General features: G+C 65.3%; 15 protein-coding genes. 14 read left to right on the plus strand and 1 reads right to left on the minus strand.

The genetic code is table 11. The annotated features are described in order from the left end of the window. The first annotated feature begins 137 nt into the window (after positions 1-137). The 3 genes from ACSVIE_RS17090 to hpt all read left to right on the plus strand — a co-directional run bounded on the left by ACSVIE_RS17090 (position 138) and on the right by hpt (position 2,981). Positions 138-1,259, plus strand: a complete 1,122-nt coding sequence (locus tag ACSVIE_RS17090; RefSeq protein ID WP_426005170.1) for a zinc-dependent metalloprotease — start codon at positions 138-140, stop codon at positions 1,257-1,259. Positions 1,260-1,351: 92 nt separating this feature from the next. After that, positions 1,352-2,398, plus strand: coding sequence for a tRNA lysidine(34) synthetase TilS (gene tilS / locus ACSVIE_RS17095; protein ID WP_442424632.1), 1,047 nt, complete (start codon positions 1,352-1,354; stop codon positions 2,396-2,398). Positions 2,399-2,429: 31 nt separating this feature from the next. Further along, entirely contained in the window at positions 2,430-2,981 is a 552-nt protein-coding gene (hpt, locus tag ACSVIE_RS17100; protein ID WP_426005171.1) for a hypoxanthine phosphoribosyltransferase, read from the plus strand. A 217-nt stretch (positions 2,982-3,198) separates the two neighbouring features. Here the strand turns inward: hpt and ACSVIE_RS17105 are convergent, their stop codons facing one another. After that, entirely contained in the window at positions 3,199-4,179 is a 981-nt protein-coding gene (locus tag ACSVIE_RS17105) for a hypothetical protein (protein ID WP_442424624.1), read from the minus strand. A gap of 403 nt (positions 4,180-4,582) precedes the next feature. Here ACSVIE_RS17105 and ftsH point away from each other — a divergent pair, with 403 nt between their 5' ends. The 11 genes from ftsH to ACSVIE_RS17160 all read left to right on the plus strand — a co-directional run bounded on the left by ftsH (position 4,583) and on the right by ACSVIE_RS17160 (position 15,314). Continuing rightward, positions 4,583-6,652, plus strand: coding sequence for an ATP-dependent zinc metalloprotease FtsH (gene ftsH / locus ACSVIE_RS17110; RefSeq protein WP_426005174.1), 2,070 nt, complete (start codon positions 4,583-4,585; stop codon positions 6,650-6,652). A gap of 10 nt (positions 6,653-6,662) precedes the next feature. After that, entirely contained in the window at positions 6,663-7,295 is a 633-nt protein-coding gene (gene folE, locus ACSVIE_RS17115; RefSeq protein ID WP_426005175.1) for a GTP cyclohydrolase I FolE, read from the plus strand. A 7-nt stretch (positions 7,296-7,302) separates the two neighbouring features. Next, positions 7,303-8,208 (plus strand): dihydropteroate synthase, encoded by a 906-nt coding sequence (gene folP, locus ACSVIE_RS17120; protein ID WP_442424625.1) that lies wholly within the window; start codon positions 7,303-7,305, stop codon positions 8,206-8,208. 12 nt (positions 8,209-8,220) lie between these two features. Then, positions 8,221-8,583 (plus strand): dihydroneopterin aldolase, encoded by a 363-nt coding sequence (gene folB / locus ACSVIE_RS17125; protein ID WP_426005177.1) that lies wholly within the window; start codon positions 8,221-8,223, stop codon positions 8,581-8,583. Beyond that, complete coding sequence (gene folK, locus ACSVIE_RS17130) at positions 8,580-9,119, plus strand: 2-amino-4-hydroxy-6-hydroxymethyldihydropteridine diphosphokinase (protein WP_426005178.1); 540 nt, start codon at positions 8,580-8,582, stop codon at positions 9,117-9,119. The genes folB and folK overlap by 4 nt, the downstream gene beginning before the upstream one ends. A 2-nt stretch (positions 9,120-9,121) precedes the next feature. Beyond that, complete coding sequence (locus tag ACSVIE_RS17135; RefSeq protein WP_442424626.1) at positions 9,122-9,643, plus strand: DUF3180 domain-containing protein; 522 nt, start codon at positions 9,122-9,124, stop codon at positions 9,641-9,643. Beyond that, positions 9,624-10,136 carry a PH domain-containing protein gene (locus tag ACSVIE_RS17140; RefSeq protein ID WP_426005180.1) on the plus strand — a complete coding sequence of 171 codons (513 nt, stop codon included), beginning with the start codon at positions 9,624-9,626 and terminating at the stop codon, positions 10,134-10,136. Before ACSVIE_RS17135 ends, ACSVIE_RS17140 begins: the two co-directional genes overlap by 20 nt. Next, entirely contained in the window at positions 10,133-11,923 is a 1,791-nt protein-coding gene (locus ACSVIE_RS17145; RefSeq protein WP_442424627.1) for a PH domain-containing protein, read from the plus strand. The genes ACSVIE_RS17140 and ACSVIE_RS17145 overlap by 4 nt, the downstream gene beginning before the upstream one ends. Beyond that, positions 11,916-12,824: a Rossmann-like and DUF2520 domain-containing protein gene (locus ACSVIE_RS17150; RefSeq protein ID WP_442424628.1), complete on the plus strand. Its 909-nt coding sequence runs from the start codon at positions 11,916-11,918 to the stop codon at positions 12,822-12,824. Before ACSVIE_RS17145 ends, ACSVIE_RS17150 begins: the two co-directional genes overlap by 8 nt. 5 nt (positions 12,825-12,829) lie before the next feature. Further along, positions 12,830-13,732, plus strand: coding sequence for a pantoate--beta-alanine ligase (gene panC, locus ACSVIE_RS17155; protein WP_442424629.1), 903 nt, complete (start codon positions 12,830-12,832; stop codon positions 13,730-13,732). A 103-nt stretch (positions 13,733-13,835) separates the two neighbouring features. Then, complete coding sequence (locus ACSVIE_RS17160; protein ID WP_442424630.1) at positions 13,836-15,314, plus strand: DHA2 family efflux MFS transporter permease subunit; 1,479 nt, start codon at positions 13,836-13,838, stop codon at positions 15,312-15,314. The last annotated feature ends 354 nt before the right edge of the window (positions 15,315-15,668 follow it).

The following is a 15,668-nucleotide window of genomic DNA, read 5'->3' on the forward strand; positions in this document are numbered from 1 at the left end:
GAGGCTCAGCCGTGCCGGGCGAGGCTCAGCGCGCCACCGAGGCTCCGCGTGCCGGGCGAGGCTCAGCGTGCCACGGAAGCTCCGCGTGGAGCGAACTTAAGCGCACTCTGTCTGTGCCGTGTGGTGTGATGGACCTTATGGTGTCATCTGCCCAAGATTCGTCAGCAGGGGCCCAGTCCCTGATCAACTGGGACCTGGCCGCGTCCACGGCTGCGCGGCTGGCCCCTCCCGGCCCTGCCTTGAGCGCCGGGGAGATCGGCAAGGCGGTGGAGAACCTCCGCTTCAATGCTGATATTTCCGTGCCCCACGTCCATGACATCACCGGACTGGATGCGGCCAAGGACCTGCGCGACTCCCATGTGCTGGTGGTGGACAGGGCTTCCTGGTCCAAGGCCAACAGCCAAAGCTTCGCCGTGATGCTGCAACCTGCGCTGAAGAAGATGCTGGAGAGCCGCAGCGGCCTCTCCATGACCCCGGCCGCAGCCGCTGCAGGCGGAGCCATTACCGGCAGCCAGCTGGGCGCCGTCCTGGCTTTCCTGTCCAGCAAGGTTTTGGGCCAATACGACCCCTTCGCAGCGCTATCGCCGGCAGCCAACGTTCCACCGGCGGGCAGGTTGCTCCTGGTCGCACCCAACATCATCTCCGTGGAGCGCGAGCTCAACGTGCATCCGGACGACTTCCGGCTGTGGGTGTGCCTCCACGAGCAAACCCACCGCGTGCAGTTTGCCGCCGCTCCATGGCTCCGCCACCACATGCTGGAGGAGATCGAAAAGCTGAGCGGACACCTGCTGGGCAACATGGACACCTTGGTCGAGCGGGCCAGCGCGGTGGCCAAGTCGTTGCGCGACCGCTCCGCCACGGGAAACGTGCCCGGCCGCGGTGCCATCCTTGACCTCCTGCAGGATCCGGAGGAAAAGGCCTCCATTTCGCACATCACCGCCGTCATGAGCCTCTTGGAGGGGCATGCCAACGTGGTGATGGATGCCGTGGACTCGAGCATCGTGCCGTCCGTCAAAACCATCCGCCAGCGCTTCAACGATCGCGGGAAGGACCGCGGCATCGTGGAGAAGTTCATCCGGAACATCCTGGGCCTCGATGCCAAGATGCGGCAGTACACCGATGGCGCCAAGTTCGTGCGCGAGGTCGTGGCCGTGGCAGGCATGGACGGCTTCAACAGGGTGTGGGATGCGGCGGAGAACCTCCCCACGGAGGACGAAATCCACAACTCCCGGCAGTGGCTTGAGCGGATGGGACTTTGAGTCCTTCCCCCACCTCCGGCGACGCCCCGCCCCTTAAGGGTCGACGGCGGCCCGGTCGCCTTGCGCCTGTCATCGGCAAGGCGCGCAAGCAGGTGCAGAACGCCCTGGCCGACGCCGGCTACCCCGCGCGCGTCCTGGTGGCCTGCAGCGGCGGTCCGGATTCCCTTGCTCTGGCTGCGGTTGCTGCATACTTTGCCCGGCGCGGCCATGTGGACGGGCATCCTGTGTCCGTGGGGGCAGCCGTGGTTGACCATCAATTGCAGCCCGGCTCAGCCGACGTCGCATCCCGGACGGCAGCGGTCCTGCGTGACCTGGGCCTGTCGCCTGTCGAAGTGTTGACAGTGGATGTCACGTCCACGGGCTTTGGTCCTGAGGCTGCAGCGAGGGACGCCCGCCATGCCGCGCTCAATGCCGCGGCCGATGCCCTTGGCTGTGACGCGATCCTGCTCGGCCACACCTTGGACGACCAGGCCGAGCAAGTTCTCCTGGGCCTGGCCCGTGGCTCCGGAACGCGTTCGCTGGCAGGGATGCGGCCGGCCCGTGGCCGCCTGCTCCGACCCTTCCTCGGGCTGCGGCGGACTGAAACACTGGAAATTTGTGAAGTCGAGGAACTCGATCCCTGGCATGATCCCAGCAATAGCGACCCCTCTTTCGCGAGGTCCAGGACCCGTGGTGAAGTGATGCCGGTGCTGGAAGAAAAGCTCGGCCCGGGAGTCGCTGAATCCCTGGCACGCACCGCCGCGATCCTGCAGCAGGACGCCGACTTCCTGGACGACCTCGCCGGGCAGACCTACCTGTCCCTGGTGGAGCGGCGGGACGGCGGCGTGCAGCTTCCCGAGGACGCCGTCCGGGATCTGGCCCCGGCGCTCAGGTTCCGTGTCATCGCCAAGGCCGCTGCCGACGTCGGGGGTCAACAGCCCGGGTACGGGCGGCTCCAAGCAGCCGAAGCGCTGCTCAGGCGGCAGGGTTCCGCAGGTCCCGTTGAGTTGCCCGGCCACGTGAGCGTCTACCGCCTGTCGCTCAGTGATTTGGAGCGGGAACGCAGGGCAGTGGAAGCCGGCCAGGGTACCCCCGTTCCCCGGGAAGCCGCACCCTGTGGGAAGCTAGTATTCCAGCATCAAAAAACGGCCCAACAGTAGCCGCACCCCGAGCATCAAACAGGAGCCATTGGTGGATTCAAACGACGTCCAGGCAGACCTCAAGCACGTTCTCTACACCAAAGAGCAGATCCAAGCCCGTATCGCTGAACTGGCGGCGCAGATCGACAAGGACTATGAGGGCCGCGACATCCTGATCGTGGGTGTTCTGAAGGGGGCCGTCATGGTCATGGCGGACCTGGCGCGTGCACTGCACAGCCACGTCAGCATGGACTGGATGGCTGTGTCGTCGTACGGCTCGGGTACCCAGTCATCGGGCGTGGTCCGGATCCTCAAGGACCTTGACACCGACCTCATGGGCAAGGACGTGCTGATCGTCGAGGACATCATCGATTCCGGCCTCACCCTGTCCTGGCTCAAGTCCAACCTTGAATCCCGCGGCACGGCCAGCGTCGAAATCTGCACGGCCTTCCGCAAGCCCACGGCCGCCAAGGTGGAAATAGACGTCAAGTACGTCGGGTACGACATCCCCAACGAGTTCGTGGTGGGCTACGGCCTGGACTACGCGGAGAAGTACCGCAACCTGGACTTCGTGGGCACCCTGGCCCCGCACGTCTACGAGTAAGCCTTTCCTTCAGCCGCACCCGTTTCCGCCCGGCGCCCCGTACGTGGGGTTCGCGTGGGCCCGGCAGCTCGCGTATACCGCCGCACCCGCTTCCGCCCGGCGCCCCCGTAACACCGGGTGCATCTGGCGCGAGGGGGTGCGGCGCACGCGCTTAAGGGGTGCGTCGGGCAGCTAGGGGTGCACAGTTGCAAGGCCCCGAGGTTCCTCCCTGGCATCGTCACCGCCCAGTGCGAACGGGTTCGAGGCCGCCGTCTGTCAGGATCCTGATGAACGTACGCGGATTCATCATCTCGGCCCAATCCCACCGAATGACGGTTAGCCCGAGCGCACGCAAGGCGTTCTCCCGTGCCTTTTCCTCCATGACTACCTGCTGAAGGGTCTTTCCGCCCCGGAGTTGGTTCCGCAGGTACTTTCCCTGGCCATCAAATTCTCCGACCAAGTCCAACTCCGGCCACCAAAAATCGGTCCTTGCTGTCTTTCCATTCCTTAGCTGGAAGACGGCCTGAAGCCGAGGCAGTGGGATCCTGTGGAGGATCATGTTTGCACGGCTCATGGATTCGCCAACAGATTCCGACCCGGATGTAGAGAACTCGATGATTTTGGCGGCACGCTGTTGCCGGGATGATGCGGGAAGGGTGCTGACCGCGTCCTCCAGGGTCTTCTCCTTGAGTGCCGTGCCCCACGGAGCCTCCTTGTCCCAATCTGCGGCTGTGTCCATGGGAGCCTTGGATGGTTCGCGGCGGCTGGAGTCAACAACCGCCAGGGCTTCTGCAAAGTTCAGTCTGCTTGCCAATTCGATCGTTGTCCGCGCCTTTTCAGTAACCCGAAATCCTCCGAGTTCGCAGACACCGTGGTCGAGGGACCCCAAAGTGCGGAGGACTCCGTTCTTGGATCGCCCACCGCGGGGATCATCGGTAGCGGTCTGGAGCTGCTGTGGAACCCCGACCACCCCCAAGCCCCACAGCAAACCCGCTGTTTTCAAGGTGAAGACGGGTGTCTTCAGGCTGGTCCCGGCCAGTGCAGCAGCAAGGAGACCGTGCCGTTGCCGATCGTTGAGGGAAGACCAGTCCCGGGCAGAGACATAGGCTCCCCGGCGCACACGTATCAGCTCTCCCCGCCGCGCCCGCTTGGCAAGCAGGCGCGGGTCCTGCCCGATCCGCGTGGCGTCGGAACTCAAGATCAGAGTGGAGGAAGGCATGACAGCAACGATGCCCCCTGCCCGTCACGGATAGGCAGGCCTGCCCAGCCGTATGTGGAAAAAGAGAACGGGTCTGGTCAACCAGGGCCGCACCCGTTCACACCCAGCGCACCCCTCTGGTGTGGTCTCCGCTCCCGGTCCCGCCAGGCGCACCCGTAATACGGGGTGCATTGGGCGGGAAGGGGTGCGGGTGCGGTTGATAAAGGGGGAGCGCCAAGCCCGAACCCCTGTTAGAGCCCGTCGGAGGCGGGTATCCTGTGTACGCCCAGAGGGAACTTTTGAGCATTCCAGTGCGTGAATTACTGGGAACGGGTGTATAGCTAGAAACTGAAGCAGCACCACTTGCGCGCAGAAGTTGCGCCTTGCAGCACTACCAGGAGGGACGGGGCGCAACCCCGATCAGATGAAAGCTAAGAGTTTCTTCAAGGGCCCGGGCATCTGGATTGTTGTCGTTGTCGGCTTGCTCCTGGTGGCATTCGCAACCCTGGCCCCCGGCGGGTCTGCACGCATCGATACCAAGGACGGCCTCGAGCTCCTCGCCCAGAGCGGCAAGGTGGAGCAGGCAAAGATTTTCGACGCCGAGAACCGCGTTGACCTGGTCCTCAAGGACAACCTGAACATCGATGGCCAGGACAAGGGCAAGAACGTCCAGTTCTTCTACGTCACGGACCGTGGTCCGGACGTCGTCAAGGCTGTCACCAATGCGAACCCGGAGAAGGGCTTCACTGACCAGCCCATCGAGAACAACTGGTTCTCCGGCTTGTTCTCGCTGCTGATTCCGGTGCTGTTGCTGGGTGTGCTCTTCTGGTTCCTGCTGTCCCGCATGCAGGGTGGCGGTTCAAAGGTGATGCAGTTCGGCAAGTCCAAGGCCAAGCTGGTCAACAAGGACATGCCGCAGGTGACCTTTGCCGACGTCGCAGGTGCTGACGAGGCCGTGGAGGAACTGCAGGAGATCAAGGAATTCCTCCAGGAGCCGGCCAAGTTCCAGGCCGTGGGTGCCAAGATTCCCAAGGGTGTGCTGCTGTACGGCCCTCCGGGCACCGGTAAGACCCTGCTGGCTCGCGCTGTCGCGGGCGAGGCCGGCGTTCCCTTCTTCTCCATCTCCGGTTCGGACTTCGTGGAAATGTTTGTCGGCGTGGGTGCTTCCCGTGTCCGCGACCTGTTTGAGCAGGCAAAGGCCAGTTCCCCGGCCATCATCTTCGTGGACGAGATCGACGCCGTTGGCCGTCACCGTGGTGCCGGGATCGGCGGCGGCAATGACGAGCGCGAACAGACCTTGAACCAACTCCTGGTGGAGATGGACGGCTTCGACGTCAAGACCAACGTCATCCTCATCGCAGCCACCAACCGCCCGGATGTACTGGACCCGGCGTTGCTCCGTCCCGGCCGTTTCGACCGCCAGGTCACCGTGGAAGCGCCGGACCTGCAGGGCCGCGAGCAAATCCTGAACGTCCATGCCAAGGGCAAGCCGATGGCCCAGGGAATCGACCTCAAGGCCGTGGCCAAGAAGACCCCGGGCTACACGGGTGCCGACCTCGCCAACGTCCTGAACGAGGCCGCCCTGCTGACGGCCCGTTCCAACGCCAACCTGATTGACGATCGCGCTTTGGACGAGGCAATCGACCGCGTCATGGCCGGCCCGCAGAAGCGCAGCCGGGTCATGAAGGAACTTGAGCGCAAGATCACCGCGTACCACGAGGGCGGCCACGCCTTGGTTGCAGCAGCCCTGCGCAACTCTGCCCCGGTCACCAAGATCACCATCCTGCCCCGCGGCCGCGCCCTGGGCTACACCATGGTGGTTCCGGAGGACGACAAATACTCGGTGACCCGCAACGAACTGCTGGACCAGATGGCCTACGCCATGGGTGGCCGCGTGGCGGAGGAGATCGTGTTCCATGATCCGTCCACCGGCGCCTCCAACGATATCGAGAAGGCCACCGGCACCGCCCGCAAGATGGTCACCCAGTACGGCATGAGCGAACGCGTGGGCGCCGTGAAGCTGGGCCAGGGTGGCGGCGAGCCGTTCCTGGGCCGCGACGCAGCGCAGGAGCGCAACTTCTCCGACCAGATCGCCTACGTGGTGGACGAGGAAGTACGCCGGCTCATCGACCAGGCGCACGACGAGGCCTACGCGATCCTCACCGAAAACCGCGACATCCTGGACCGCCTGGCGCTGGAATTGCTCGAGCGTGAAACCCTGAACCAGGCCGAGATCGCCGATATCTTCCGCGATGTCCGCAAGCGCGACTTCCGCGAGATCTGGCTGTCCAAGGAATCGCGTCCCGTGCAGACCATCCCGCCGGTGGAAAGCCGCGCCGAACGTGCCGAACGCGAAGCCCAGGAGGAAGCCAAGAAGGCGCGCCTGGACGAGCCGCTGGACACCGTTGCCCCGCACGCGCAGGGCGTCAGCAGCCAGGACAACTTCCAGGCGCCGGGACCCGACGGCGGCAACGACTCCCCGCTTCACGGCTAAGCTTTCTGCTGTGACTCATTTCGACGACGACGACCTCGCCGCCGTTCCCGGTTCTGCCGTGGACGCCCACCGGGGCAGCAAAGTGGACCGCCCGCGCATCGAAGCAGCTGTCCGTGAAATCCTCCTGGCCATCGGTGAAAACCCTGACCGCGGCGGCCTCCAGGACACTCCCAAGCGGGTGGCCAAGGCCTACGCGGAAGTCTTCGCAGGGCTGCACCAGAACCCTGCCGAGGTCCTTTCCACCACGTTCGACCTTGACCATGAAGAGCTTGTCCTGGTGAAGGACATTCCCTTCTACTCAACGTGCGAACACCACCTGGTTCCGTTCCATGGAGTGGCCCACGTTGGCTACATCCCGTCACATGACGGCAAGGTGACGGGCCTGAGCAAGTTGGCGCGCCTGGTGGACATCTATGCCCGCCGGCCGCAGGTGCAGGAGCGGCTGACCACGGAGATCGTCGAGGCCCTCGTGAAGCACCTCAACCCGCGCGGTGCGATCGTGGTCGTCGAGTGCGAACACATGTGCATGTCCATGCGCGGCATCCGCAAGCCGGGCGCCAAGACCGTCACCAGTGCGGTGCGCGGTCAACTCCATGACCCGGCCACCCGCGCCGAAGCCATGAGCCTCATACTCGGAAGGTAAGCAATATATGGATTCCCTCGCCGCAGCACCCGGAACCGGCCCGGCCACAAGCCCGCTGCCGATTCTCCGTAAGCCGCGACCCACGGCCAGGTTCGAGGACCTGCCAACGGACCGGACCCTCGTCATGGGAATCCTGAATGTCACCCCGGATTCCTTCAGCGACGGTGGAGCCCATCGCACCCCCGACTCCGCGATCGCCCTGGGCCTGCGGATGTTCTATGCCGGCGCAGACATCATCGATGTCGGCGGCGAATCCACGCGGTCGGGGGCCGAGCCCGTGTCGCCGGAAGAGGAGCAGCGCCGTGTGCTGCCCGTGGTGGAAGCACTGGTCAAGGCCGGGGCGCTGGTCAGTATCGACACCATGCACACGTCCACTGCGGCCGCCGCCGTGGAAGCCGGGGCTGCGATCATCAATGATGTTTCCGGCCTGACCATCGAGCCCGGCATGCCGGAGCTGGTGGCCCGCACCAAGGTGCCGTATATCCTCACGCACCGCCGTGGCGATGCCCGGACCATGGACAGCCTCACGGACTACGACAACGTCACCGAAGACGTCGTCTCCGAGCTCCAGGGCGTTCGCGACAAACTCTACGCAGCGGGCGTCACCCCGGAGCAGATCATTGTTGATCCGGGCATTGGGTTCTCCAAGAACGAGGACCAGAACTGGGAGATCCTCAAGAACCTGGACCAGCTGTTCGGCCTCGGTCACAAGGTCATGGTCGCCGCGTCCCGCAAACGCTTCCTGGGCTCGCTGCTGACGGTTGCCGGGAAGTCGGCGGCCCCGCAGGAACGTGACGCCGCCACTGCCGCGATCACCACCCTGAGTGCCGCGCAGGGCGTTTGGGCTGTCCGGGTGCACGACGTCGGTCCAAGCCTTGACGCCGTCAAGGTCGCCGCTCGAATCGCACGCTGACCGGAGGTCGCTGTGGACAGGATTACGCTGACCGGCGTCACTGCCGTCGGTTACCACGGTGTGTTCGATTTTGAGCGCCGTGATGGCCAGCCGTTCGTGGTGGATGCCGTGCTGCACACGGACTTCACCAAGGCAGCGGAAACGGACGACCTCCAGTACACAGCGCACTACGGCGAGGTAGCCGAGCTCATCACCTCGTACATCGAGGGGGAGCCTTTGAACCTGATCGAGGCGCTGTCCGTCAGGATCGCCGAGGGGATCCTGGCCAACTACAGAAGCCTGTCCGCCGTCGACGTCACTGTCCACAAACCGAAGGCCCCCATCGAGGTGCCGTTCGGCGATGTCACGGTCAGCGTTCACCGGGAGCGCACATGACCGGCTCTTATACCAAGGCGATCCTGGCGCTGGGCAGCAACCTGGGGGAGCGCAACGACACCCTGACGACCGCCGTCGCCGACCTTGTCGACCCGCCGGAAGTCCGGCTCCTTGGCGTCTCTCCCGTGGTGCAGACCAAGGCGGTGGGTGGCCCGGAGGGGCAGCCCGATTTCCTCAACATGGTCATGGCCGTGGAAACCACTCTTGACCCGTTGGAACTGCTGCAGCACTGCCACGCCGTGGAACAGAAGCACCACCGGACCCGGGAAGTGCGGTGGGGTCCGCGGACCCTGGACGTGGACATCATTGTCTTCGGCGACCTGCACAGCGACGACCCCGTCTTGACGCTGCCGCACCCGCGCGCGGCCGAACGCGCCTTCGTCCTCTACCCGTGGTCGCTGCTGGAACCGAATGCGCAACTGGACGGCCGGAGCGTAGCGGAACTCGCGGCACGTGCCAGCGACATGCCGGACATCCGGCGTTTCGACGGGTACGGTGATGTGGCCGGCGTCCCGGCGACAGGAGCCCTGGAGTAGCCATGAAAGCCATGCGACCGCTGACCCTGGTGATTATCGCCGTCCTGGCTGCCGGCCTGGCCTTGCTGGCTACCGCCGCCACCAACCGTTACAGCATGGCCACCCCGGTCCTGCCGGTGTCCGCCCTGGTGACCATGGGCGTCATTGCCGTCCTCACGCTGGTCATGGGGATCCGGGTCCTGCGCTGGCGGAACGGCAAGAAGAAGACGTTGCTCAACCCGATCATGGCGGCCCGAACGCTGATTCTTGCCCAGGCCTGTGCCTATGCGGGCACCTTGTTGCTGGGTTGGCACGCCGGGATTGCCCTTGACCTGCTCCGCATCGGAACGCTTCGCAGCGGCGAGGGCATTCTGTGGAACACCCTGGTCATGGGCGGCGGCGGCGTGGTGATGCTGGTGGTGGGCTTGGTCGTGGAGCGGTTCTGCCGCATCCCCCCGGAGGATTTCGAAGGCGGCACGACGGGGCCGGAAACCCGTCGCGGTGAGTCCAAAGGCGAAGGCGAGTATGCATACCGAGGCGATTGACCCTCCCGGCATCCAGTGGCAGCGGGTTTCGCCCAAGTACGTCACGGTGCGATTGGTTGAGTGGGCGATTGGCAACGCGGTGATGCTGCTGATCGTGAGCCTTCCTTTGATCTTTGTGCAGCTGGGGTGGTGGCGGTGGCCGCCGCTGTGGCTTGCGGTTGCCGTTCCCGCGGTGATGTTGGTCCTGGCGCTGTGGCGGCTGGTGCTGATTCCGCGCCAGGTGCGGGCCATTGGGTACGCGGAGCGCGACGACGACCTCCTCATCCGGCGTGGCATCTTCTTCCAGCGGACCATGGTTGTGCCTTACGGCCGCATGCAGTACGTGGACGTTGCGGTGGGCCCTGTGGAACGCAGCCTGGGGCTGTGCACCCTGAAACTCCACACGGCGTCGGTGGGTACCAACGCGCAGCTTCCCGGCCTTCCGGCTGCGGAAGGCGCACGGTTGCGTGAGCAGCTTTCCGCCCGTGGAGAAGCCAGGCTGGCCGGGCTGTGAGCCCGGAGGCTGTCTTTCCCGGTAAAGCCGTCGACGGCGACTGGCGGCGGGTACACCCTGCCTCACCCTTCGTGCGGGGCTGGGTGGCGCTTGCCGCCGTCGTGTATTTCTTCGGCCGTGATGCCTTCGAACGGATACTGCAGGGCCGTGATTTCCTGGACCCCAACCTCAGCGGCCGGGTCCCGTGGCTGCTGGCCGGCGGGGCCGTGGTGATGCTGCTGACCGTGGGCGGGTTCATCCTGAGCTGGTACTTCACGCGCTACCAGGTGGCCGAGGGGTACGTCAGGGTCAACACCGGCTTCCTGTTCAAGCAACAGCGCCAGGCACGGTTGGACCGGGTCCAGGCCATCGATATCGTTCAGCCGCTGCTGGCCAGGATCTTCGGGCTCGCCGAGCTGAAGTTCGAAGTGGCCGACGCCGGTGAATCGGCCGTGCGTTTGGCCTACCTGCCGCTCGCCCAGGCCAAGCAGCTCCGCGCCACCATCCTGGCCAGGGCCGCCGGCGTCGCAGCTGCTACCCGCGGAGGGTCCCCGGCAACAGAAGTCGCGCAGGGGTCGGTGCCCGGGCAGGAGCCCTTACCCGGGTCGGGGTACCCGCCCCGGCAGACAGGCGGTGCAGTACCGGCAGAAGGCGCTGCAGCGGTAAACGGCGCTGTACCGGCGGACGGTGCTATACCAGCAGACCGTGCGCCGGGAGGACCGGGCCCCGCGGCTGAATCACCTGCCTTCGAGGAGTACCCCGAGGCTCCGGAGCAGGTGGTCCTGTCCGTCCCGCCGTCGCGACTGGTGGGTTCCCTGCTACTGAGCGAGCAGACTGTCTTTGTGGTCCTGGGCGCGGCCGTCTCCGTAGCCGTTTCCGTGCTGACGGACAACAGTGCCATCTTTTTTGCACTGATACCCGCCATCCTGGGCATCGGAGCCGCGTATTGGAGCTCTTTCAACAAGGGGTACAACTTCACGGCCGCCATCTCGCCGGACGGTATCCGGCTGCGGTATGGGCTTCTGGATACCCAGGCACAGACGCTTCCGCCGGGGCGCATCCAGGCGGTGAAGGTAACGCAGCCGCCGTTGTGGAGGATCTTCGGCTGGTACCGGATGCACGTCAATGTTGCCGGTTATGGCCTTTCCGCAGGGAATGAGTCTGCGGCGCGGACCACCCTGCTTCCGGTTGGCCGCAAGGAGCACGTCATGATGATGCTCTCGCTCGTGCTGCCCGATCCGGGCATCGCCGATCCCGTGGGGGTCTTCACGGCGGGACTGGAAGGCCTGGCACCTGCGGCCGGATCGGCCAGGACGCCTGGCACTTCCGTCGCGGGGGAGGTGTCTGAAGCCGCGAGGGTGCCCGAAGCCGCGAAGGTGCCCGAAGCCGCAACCATAGCCGCCGCCGGTCCCGACGGATTCGTCACCACTCCCCGCCGCGCGCGCCTGCTTGCCCCGCTGGGATGGAGAAGGAACGGCTTCCTGGCCACGGGGACCGCGCTGTTGCTGCGGTCCGGCCGGTGGTGGCGTACCTTGGTGCTGGTCCCGCATCAGCGCACCCAGTCGATGGCCCTCCAGCAAGGGCCGCTGGCGCGGCGTTTCAGGGTTGCCGACCTGGTCCTGCACACCACGACCGGACCAGTGATGCCGCGGCTCTACCAGGCAGGGGTGGAGGAAGCGGTGGCGCTGTTCGACCAGCAGGCGGCCAGGGCGCGCGAAGCCCGCAAGCGGCAAACCAGCGAGCAGTGGCTCGCCCAGGTCATGCCCGCTGACACCCCACCAACCAAGGAGGAACCCCACAATGGCTAGGCCAGGACGACTCGGAGTAGGCATCATCGGGGCCGGCAAGGTGGGTGCCGTCCTTGGTGCCGCTTTGCGCGGGGCCGAGCACGCCGTCGTCGGGGTTTCCGCCGTCTCCGAGGCAAGCCGGGAGCGGGCAGAGACCCTGCTCCCCGGTGTCCCGATCCTGGAGATCCAGGACATCGTGGAGCGTTCCGAACTGGTGCTGATCGCCGTTCCGGATGACTCCCTGGGAGAGCTGGTGTCCGGCCTGGCCAAGCTGGGTGCGTGGCAAAGCGGCCAGTTGGTAGCGCACACCTCGGGCCGGTTCGGGGTGGGCATCCTGCAACCCGTCCGCGCGGCCGGTGCCATCCCGCTCGCCCTGCACCCGGCCATGACTTTCACGGGGCTGAGCCTTGACCTGAACCGCTTGATGGACTGCACCTTCGGGGTAACGGCTGACGCTGCCATGCTGCCGATTGCGCAGGCCCTGGTGGTGGAGATGGGTGCGGAACCGGTGGCCATCGCCGAAGGTGACCGCACCCTTTACCATGCCTCGCTGGCCCACAGTTCCAACCACATGGTCACTCTGGTGGCGCAGGCCTCGCAGCTGCTCCGGGAGATCGGCGTCGAATCGCCTGAAGCCATGCTCGGGCCGCTGCTGCGCGCCACGCTGGAAAACGCCCTGGCGTCGGGGCAAACTGCATTGACCGGGCCGGTGGCCCGGGGCGACGTGGGGACAGTTTCTGCCCACGCCCAGGCCCTGAAAGAGTACGACGGCGGTGCCGGGGGCGACGTCCTCGCGGCCTACCAGGCCATGGCCCAGGCAACCGCGAGAAGGGCAGCCAACCGCGGGCTGCTGCGGGCCGAACAAGTCACCGACATCATCGAGGTGCTGCGGGATGGCCCCGCGGAACCGGAAGGACACTGAACAGCATGGCCATCAAACTCGTCACTACAGCGGCCGCGCTCCGTACGGAAAGTGCGCGCCTCCTGGCCGGGAAGAACGGCTCGTCCCAAGGCCTGGTGCCCACCATGGGCGCGCTGCATTCCGGACACGCTGCGCTGGCGCGGGCAGCCGTAGCGGCAAACGACGTCGTTGTTGCCACCATCTTCGTCAATCCCCTTCAGTTCGGCGACGCCCAGGACCTCGACCGCTACCCCCGGACCTTGGAGGCCGACATGGAACTCCTGGACGCCGAGGGCGTGGACCTGGTCTTTGCGCCGTCCGTGGACGAGGTGTACCCCGGCGGACAACCGCTTGTCCGGATCACTTCCGGCCCGCTGGGCGAAAAATGGGAAGGCGCTTCACGGCCGGGCCACTTCGACGGAGCACTCACCGTGGTCGCCAAGTTGCTGCACTATGGACTTCCCGGCGGTGCGGCTTCGGACGGCACGACGGCGGCCTACCGCGCCTACTTCGGCCAAAAGGACGCGCAGCAGCTGGCCCTGATCAAGCGCATGGTCGCCGACCTGAACTTCCCGGTAGAGATCGTCCCCGTGCCGACCGTCCGGAGTGCCGACGGGCTCGCCCTCTCCAGCCGCAACCGGTTCCTCTCCGACCAAGAGCGCGAGGCGGCACTGGTGCTCTCGCGGGCATTGCGCCTGCTTGAGTCCCGCGCCAAGGCGCACGAACCGCTGGACCTCGACTCCGCCGTCGCGCTCGTCAAGTCCCAGCCACGGGTGGAACTGGACTATTTCGACGTCGTCAGCCCCACCACCCTGGAACCCCTCGCCGAGAACTGCAAGGAGACGCCGTTCCGCGGGGAAGGACTGGCGATCATTGCCGCGAAGGTAGGGCCCGTTCGCTTGATTGACAATGTGCCACTGAATTCCTAACGTTTGGATTTTCTGCTGACGGGAATGGAGCGGGCGTCTAGACTGTTCCTGTCTTTACCGGCATGGATCGCCGGAAACCACATCTCAAGCAGAGGGAATTTCCATGTCTTCCGACGTCACGTCCGACGGGCCTGTTTCTGCCGCGACCGCGCAGGCCACCCCAGCGGAGGTGACGGGCCCGCAGCCACCCGTTTCCGGGAAGATGTCCCGCGAATCCGTCACGGTCATTGTCACGCTGCTGGTTGCCACCTTCGTGGTGATCCTCAACGAAACCATCATGAACGTTGCCCTGCAGCGGCTCATGACCGACCTCCAGGTCAACGCGTCCACCGTGCAGTGGCTGGCCACCGGGTTCATGCTGACCATGGCCGTGGTCATTCCCACAACGGGCTTCATCCTGCAACGGATGAGTACCCGGGGTGCCTTCATGCTGGCCATGGGCCTCTTCAGCGGCGGGACGCTGCTGGCTGCCCTGGCGCCCGGCTTCCTGGTGCTGCTGGTGGCCCGGATCGTGCAGGCCGGTGGTACCGCCATCATGCTGCCGCTGCTGATGACCACCATCCTCACCTTGGTGCCGATGGCCAGGCGTGGCGCCGTCATGGGCAACGTCAGCATCGCCATCTCCGTGGCGCCGGCCATGGGCCCCACCGTTTCCGGCATCATCCTGGACCACTTCTCCTGGCGCTTCATGTTCGTGTTCGTCCTTCCCGTTGCGCTGGCCGCATTCGCGATCGGGGCCAAGTACCTCACCAATGTGGGTGAGCGTGGAAAAACGACGCTGGACCTTGCTTCAGTCATCCTCACCGTTCCTGCCTTTGGTGGGCTGGTGTACGGGCTGAGCCAGATCGGCGGCGCCGAAGCCGGTATTGTCCCCGTCATTGCCCTTGTTGTGGGTGTGGCCTGCCTGGCGCTTTTCGTGGTCCGTCAGCTCAAGCTGCAGAAATCCGACGCCCCGCTGCTGGACCTTCGAGCCTTCAACTACCGGATGTTCACGGTGTCCACGCTGCTCATGGTCGTCGCCATGATGGCGTTGTTTGGCGGCGTCATCCTGCTGCCGCTCTACCTGCAGAACACCCTCCACCTGGCCCCGATGGAAACCGGTCTGGCGCTGCTCCCGGGTGGCCTCGCCATGGGCTTGCTGGGCCCGGTGATCGGCCGCATCTTCGACAAAGTAGGGCCGCTGCCGTTGACGGTCACGGGATCAGTCCTCATGGTGGCTACACTGTGGGCCTTCTCCCGACTTGATGAATCCAGCGCCCTCTGGTGGGTCATCACCCTGCATGTTGTCCTCAGCCTTGGCCTGGCCCTCCTCTTCACCCCGGCCTTCACCACTGGCCTGAACCCGCTGCCGCCCAACCTGTACTCCCATGGCTCTGCCATCATCAGCACGGCGCAGCAGGTCTCCGGCGCCGCAGGAACCGCGCTGCTCGTGTCGATCTTTGCCGTGGTGTCAGCGCAATCCGGGCAGGTAGCCGGCATGCAGGCCGCCTTCTTTGCGGCCACCATCATTGCCGTCGCCGCCGTAGTTCTGGGCTCGATGATGCGCAGGACCGAGGGCGCAGGAGGCCACGGCGGCCACTAGGACGCTGGTCCTGGGTAGTTCCGGGTGCCCGTGTTGGGTCGACGCTCTCTCACCTATCGCCCGTTTTGGGTCGACGCTCTCTCATCTATCGCCCGTTTTGGGCCGATGCTCTCTCACCTGTGTTGGCTTTCGGGCCGACGCTCTCTCACTTCCCGGCGCGTTGTGTGGGGTGTTTTGGGGTGTGATGGGGTTCACGGGTTGTGGATTTGTTTCGACGGTTGGGGGTGTGTAAAGTTATTCGAGTTGCCGCCGCTGATGCGGGTTTGAAGGCGACGAACTCCCTTTTGAATGGCCGGTTTCCGGTGGTGCTTTGGTGTGCTGTCGGGGTTGGTGGGGGCTTGGGCTGGTTTGCTT

The sequence above is a fragment of the Paenarthrobacter sp. NCHU4564 genome (assembly GCF_052156435.1).
In the GTDB taxonomy this organism is placed as follows: Bacteria; Actinomycetota; Actinomycetes; order Actinomycetales; family Micrococcaceae; genus Arthrobacter.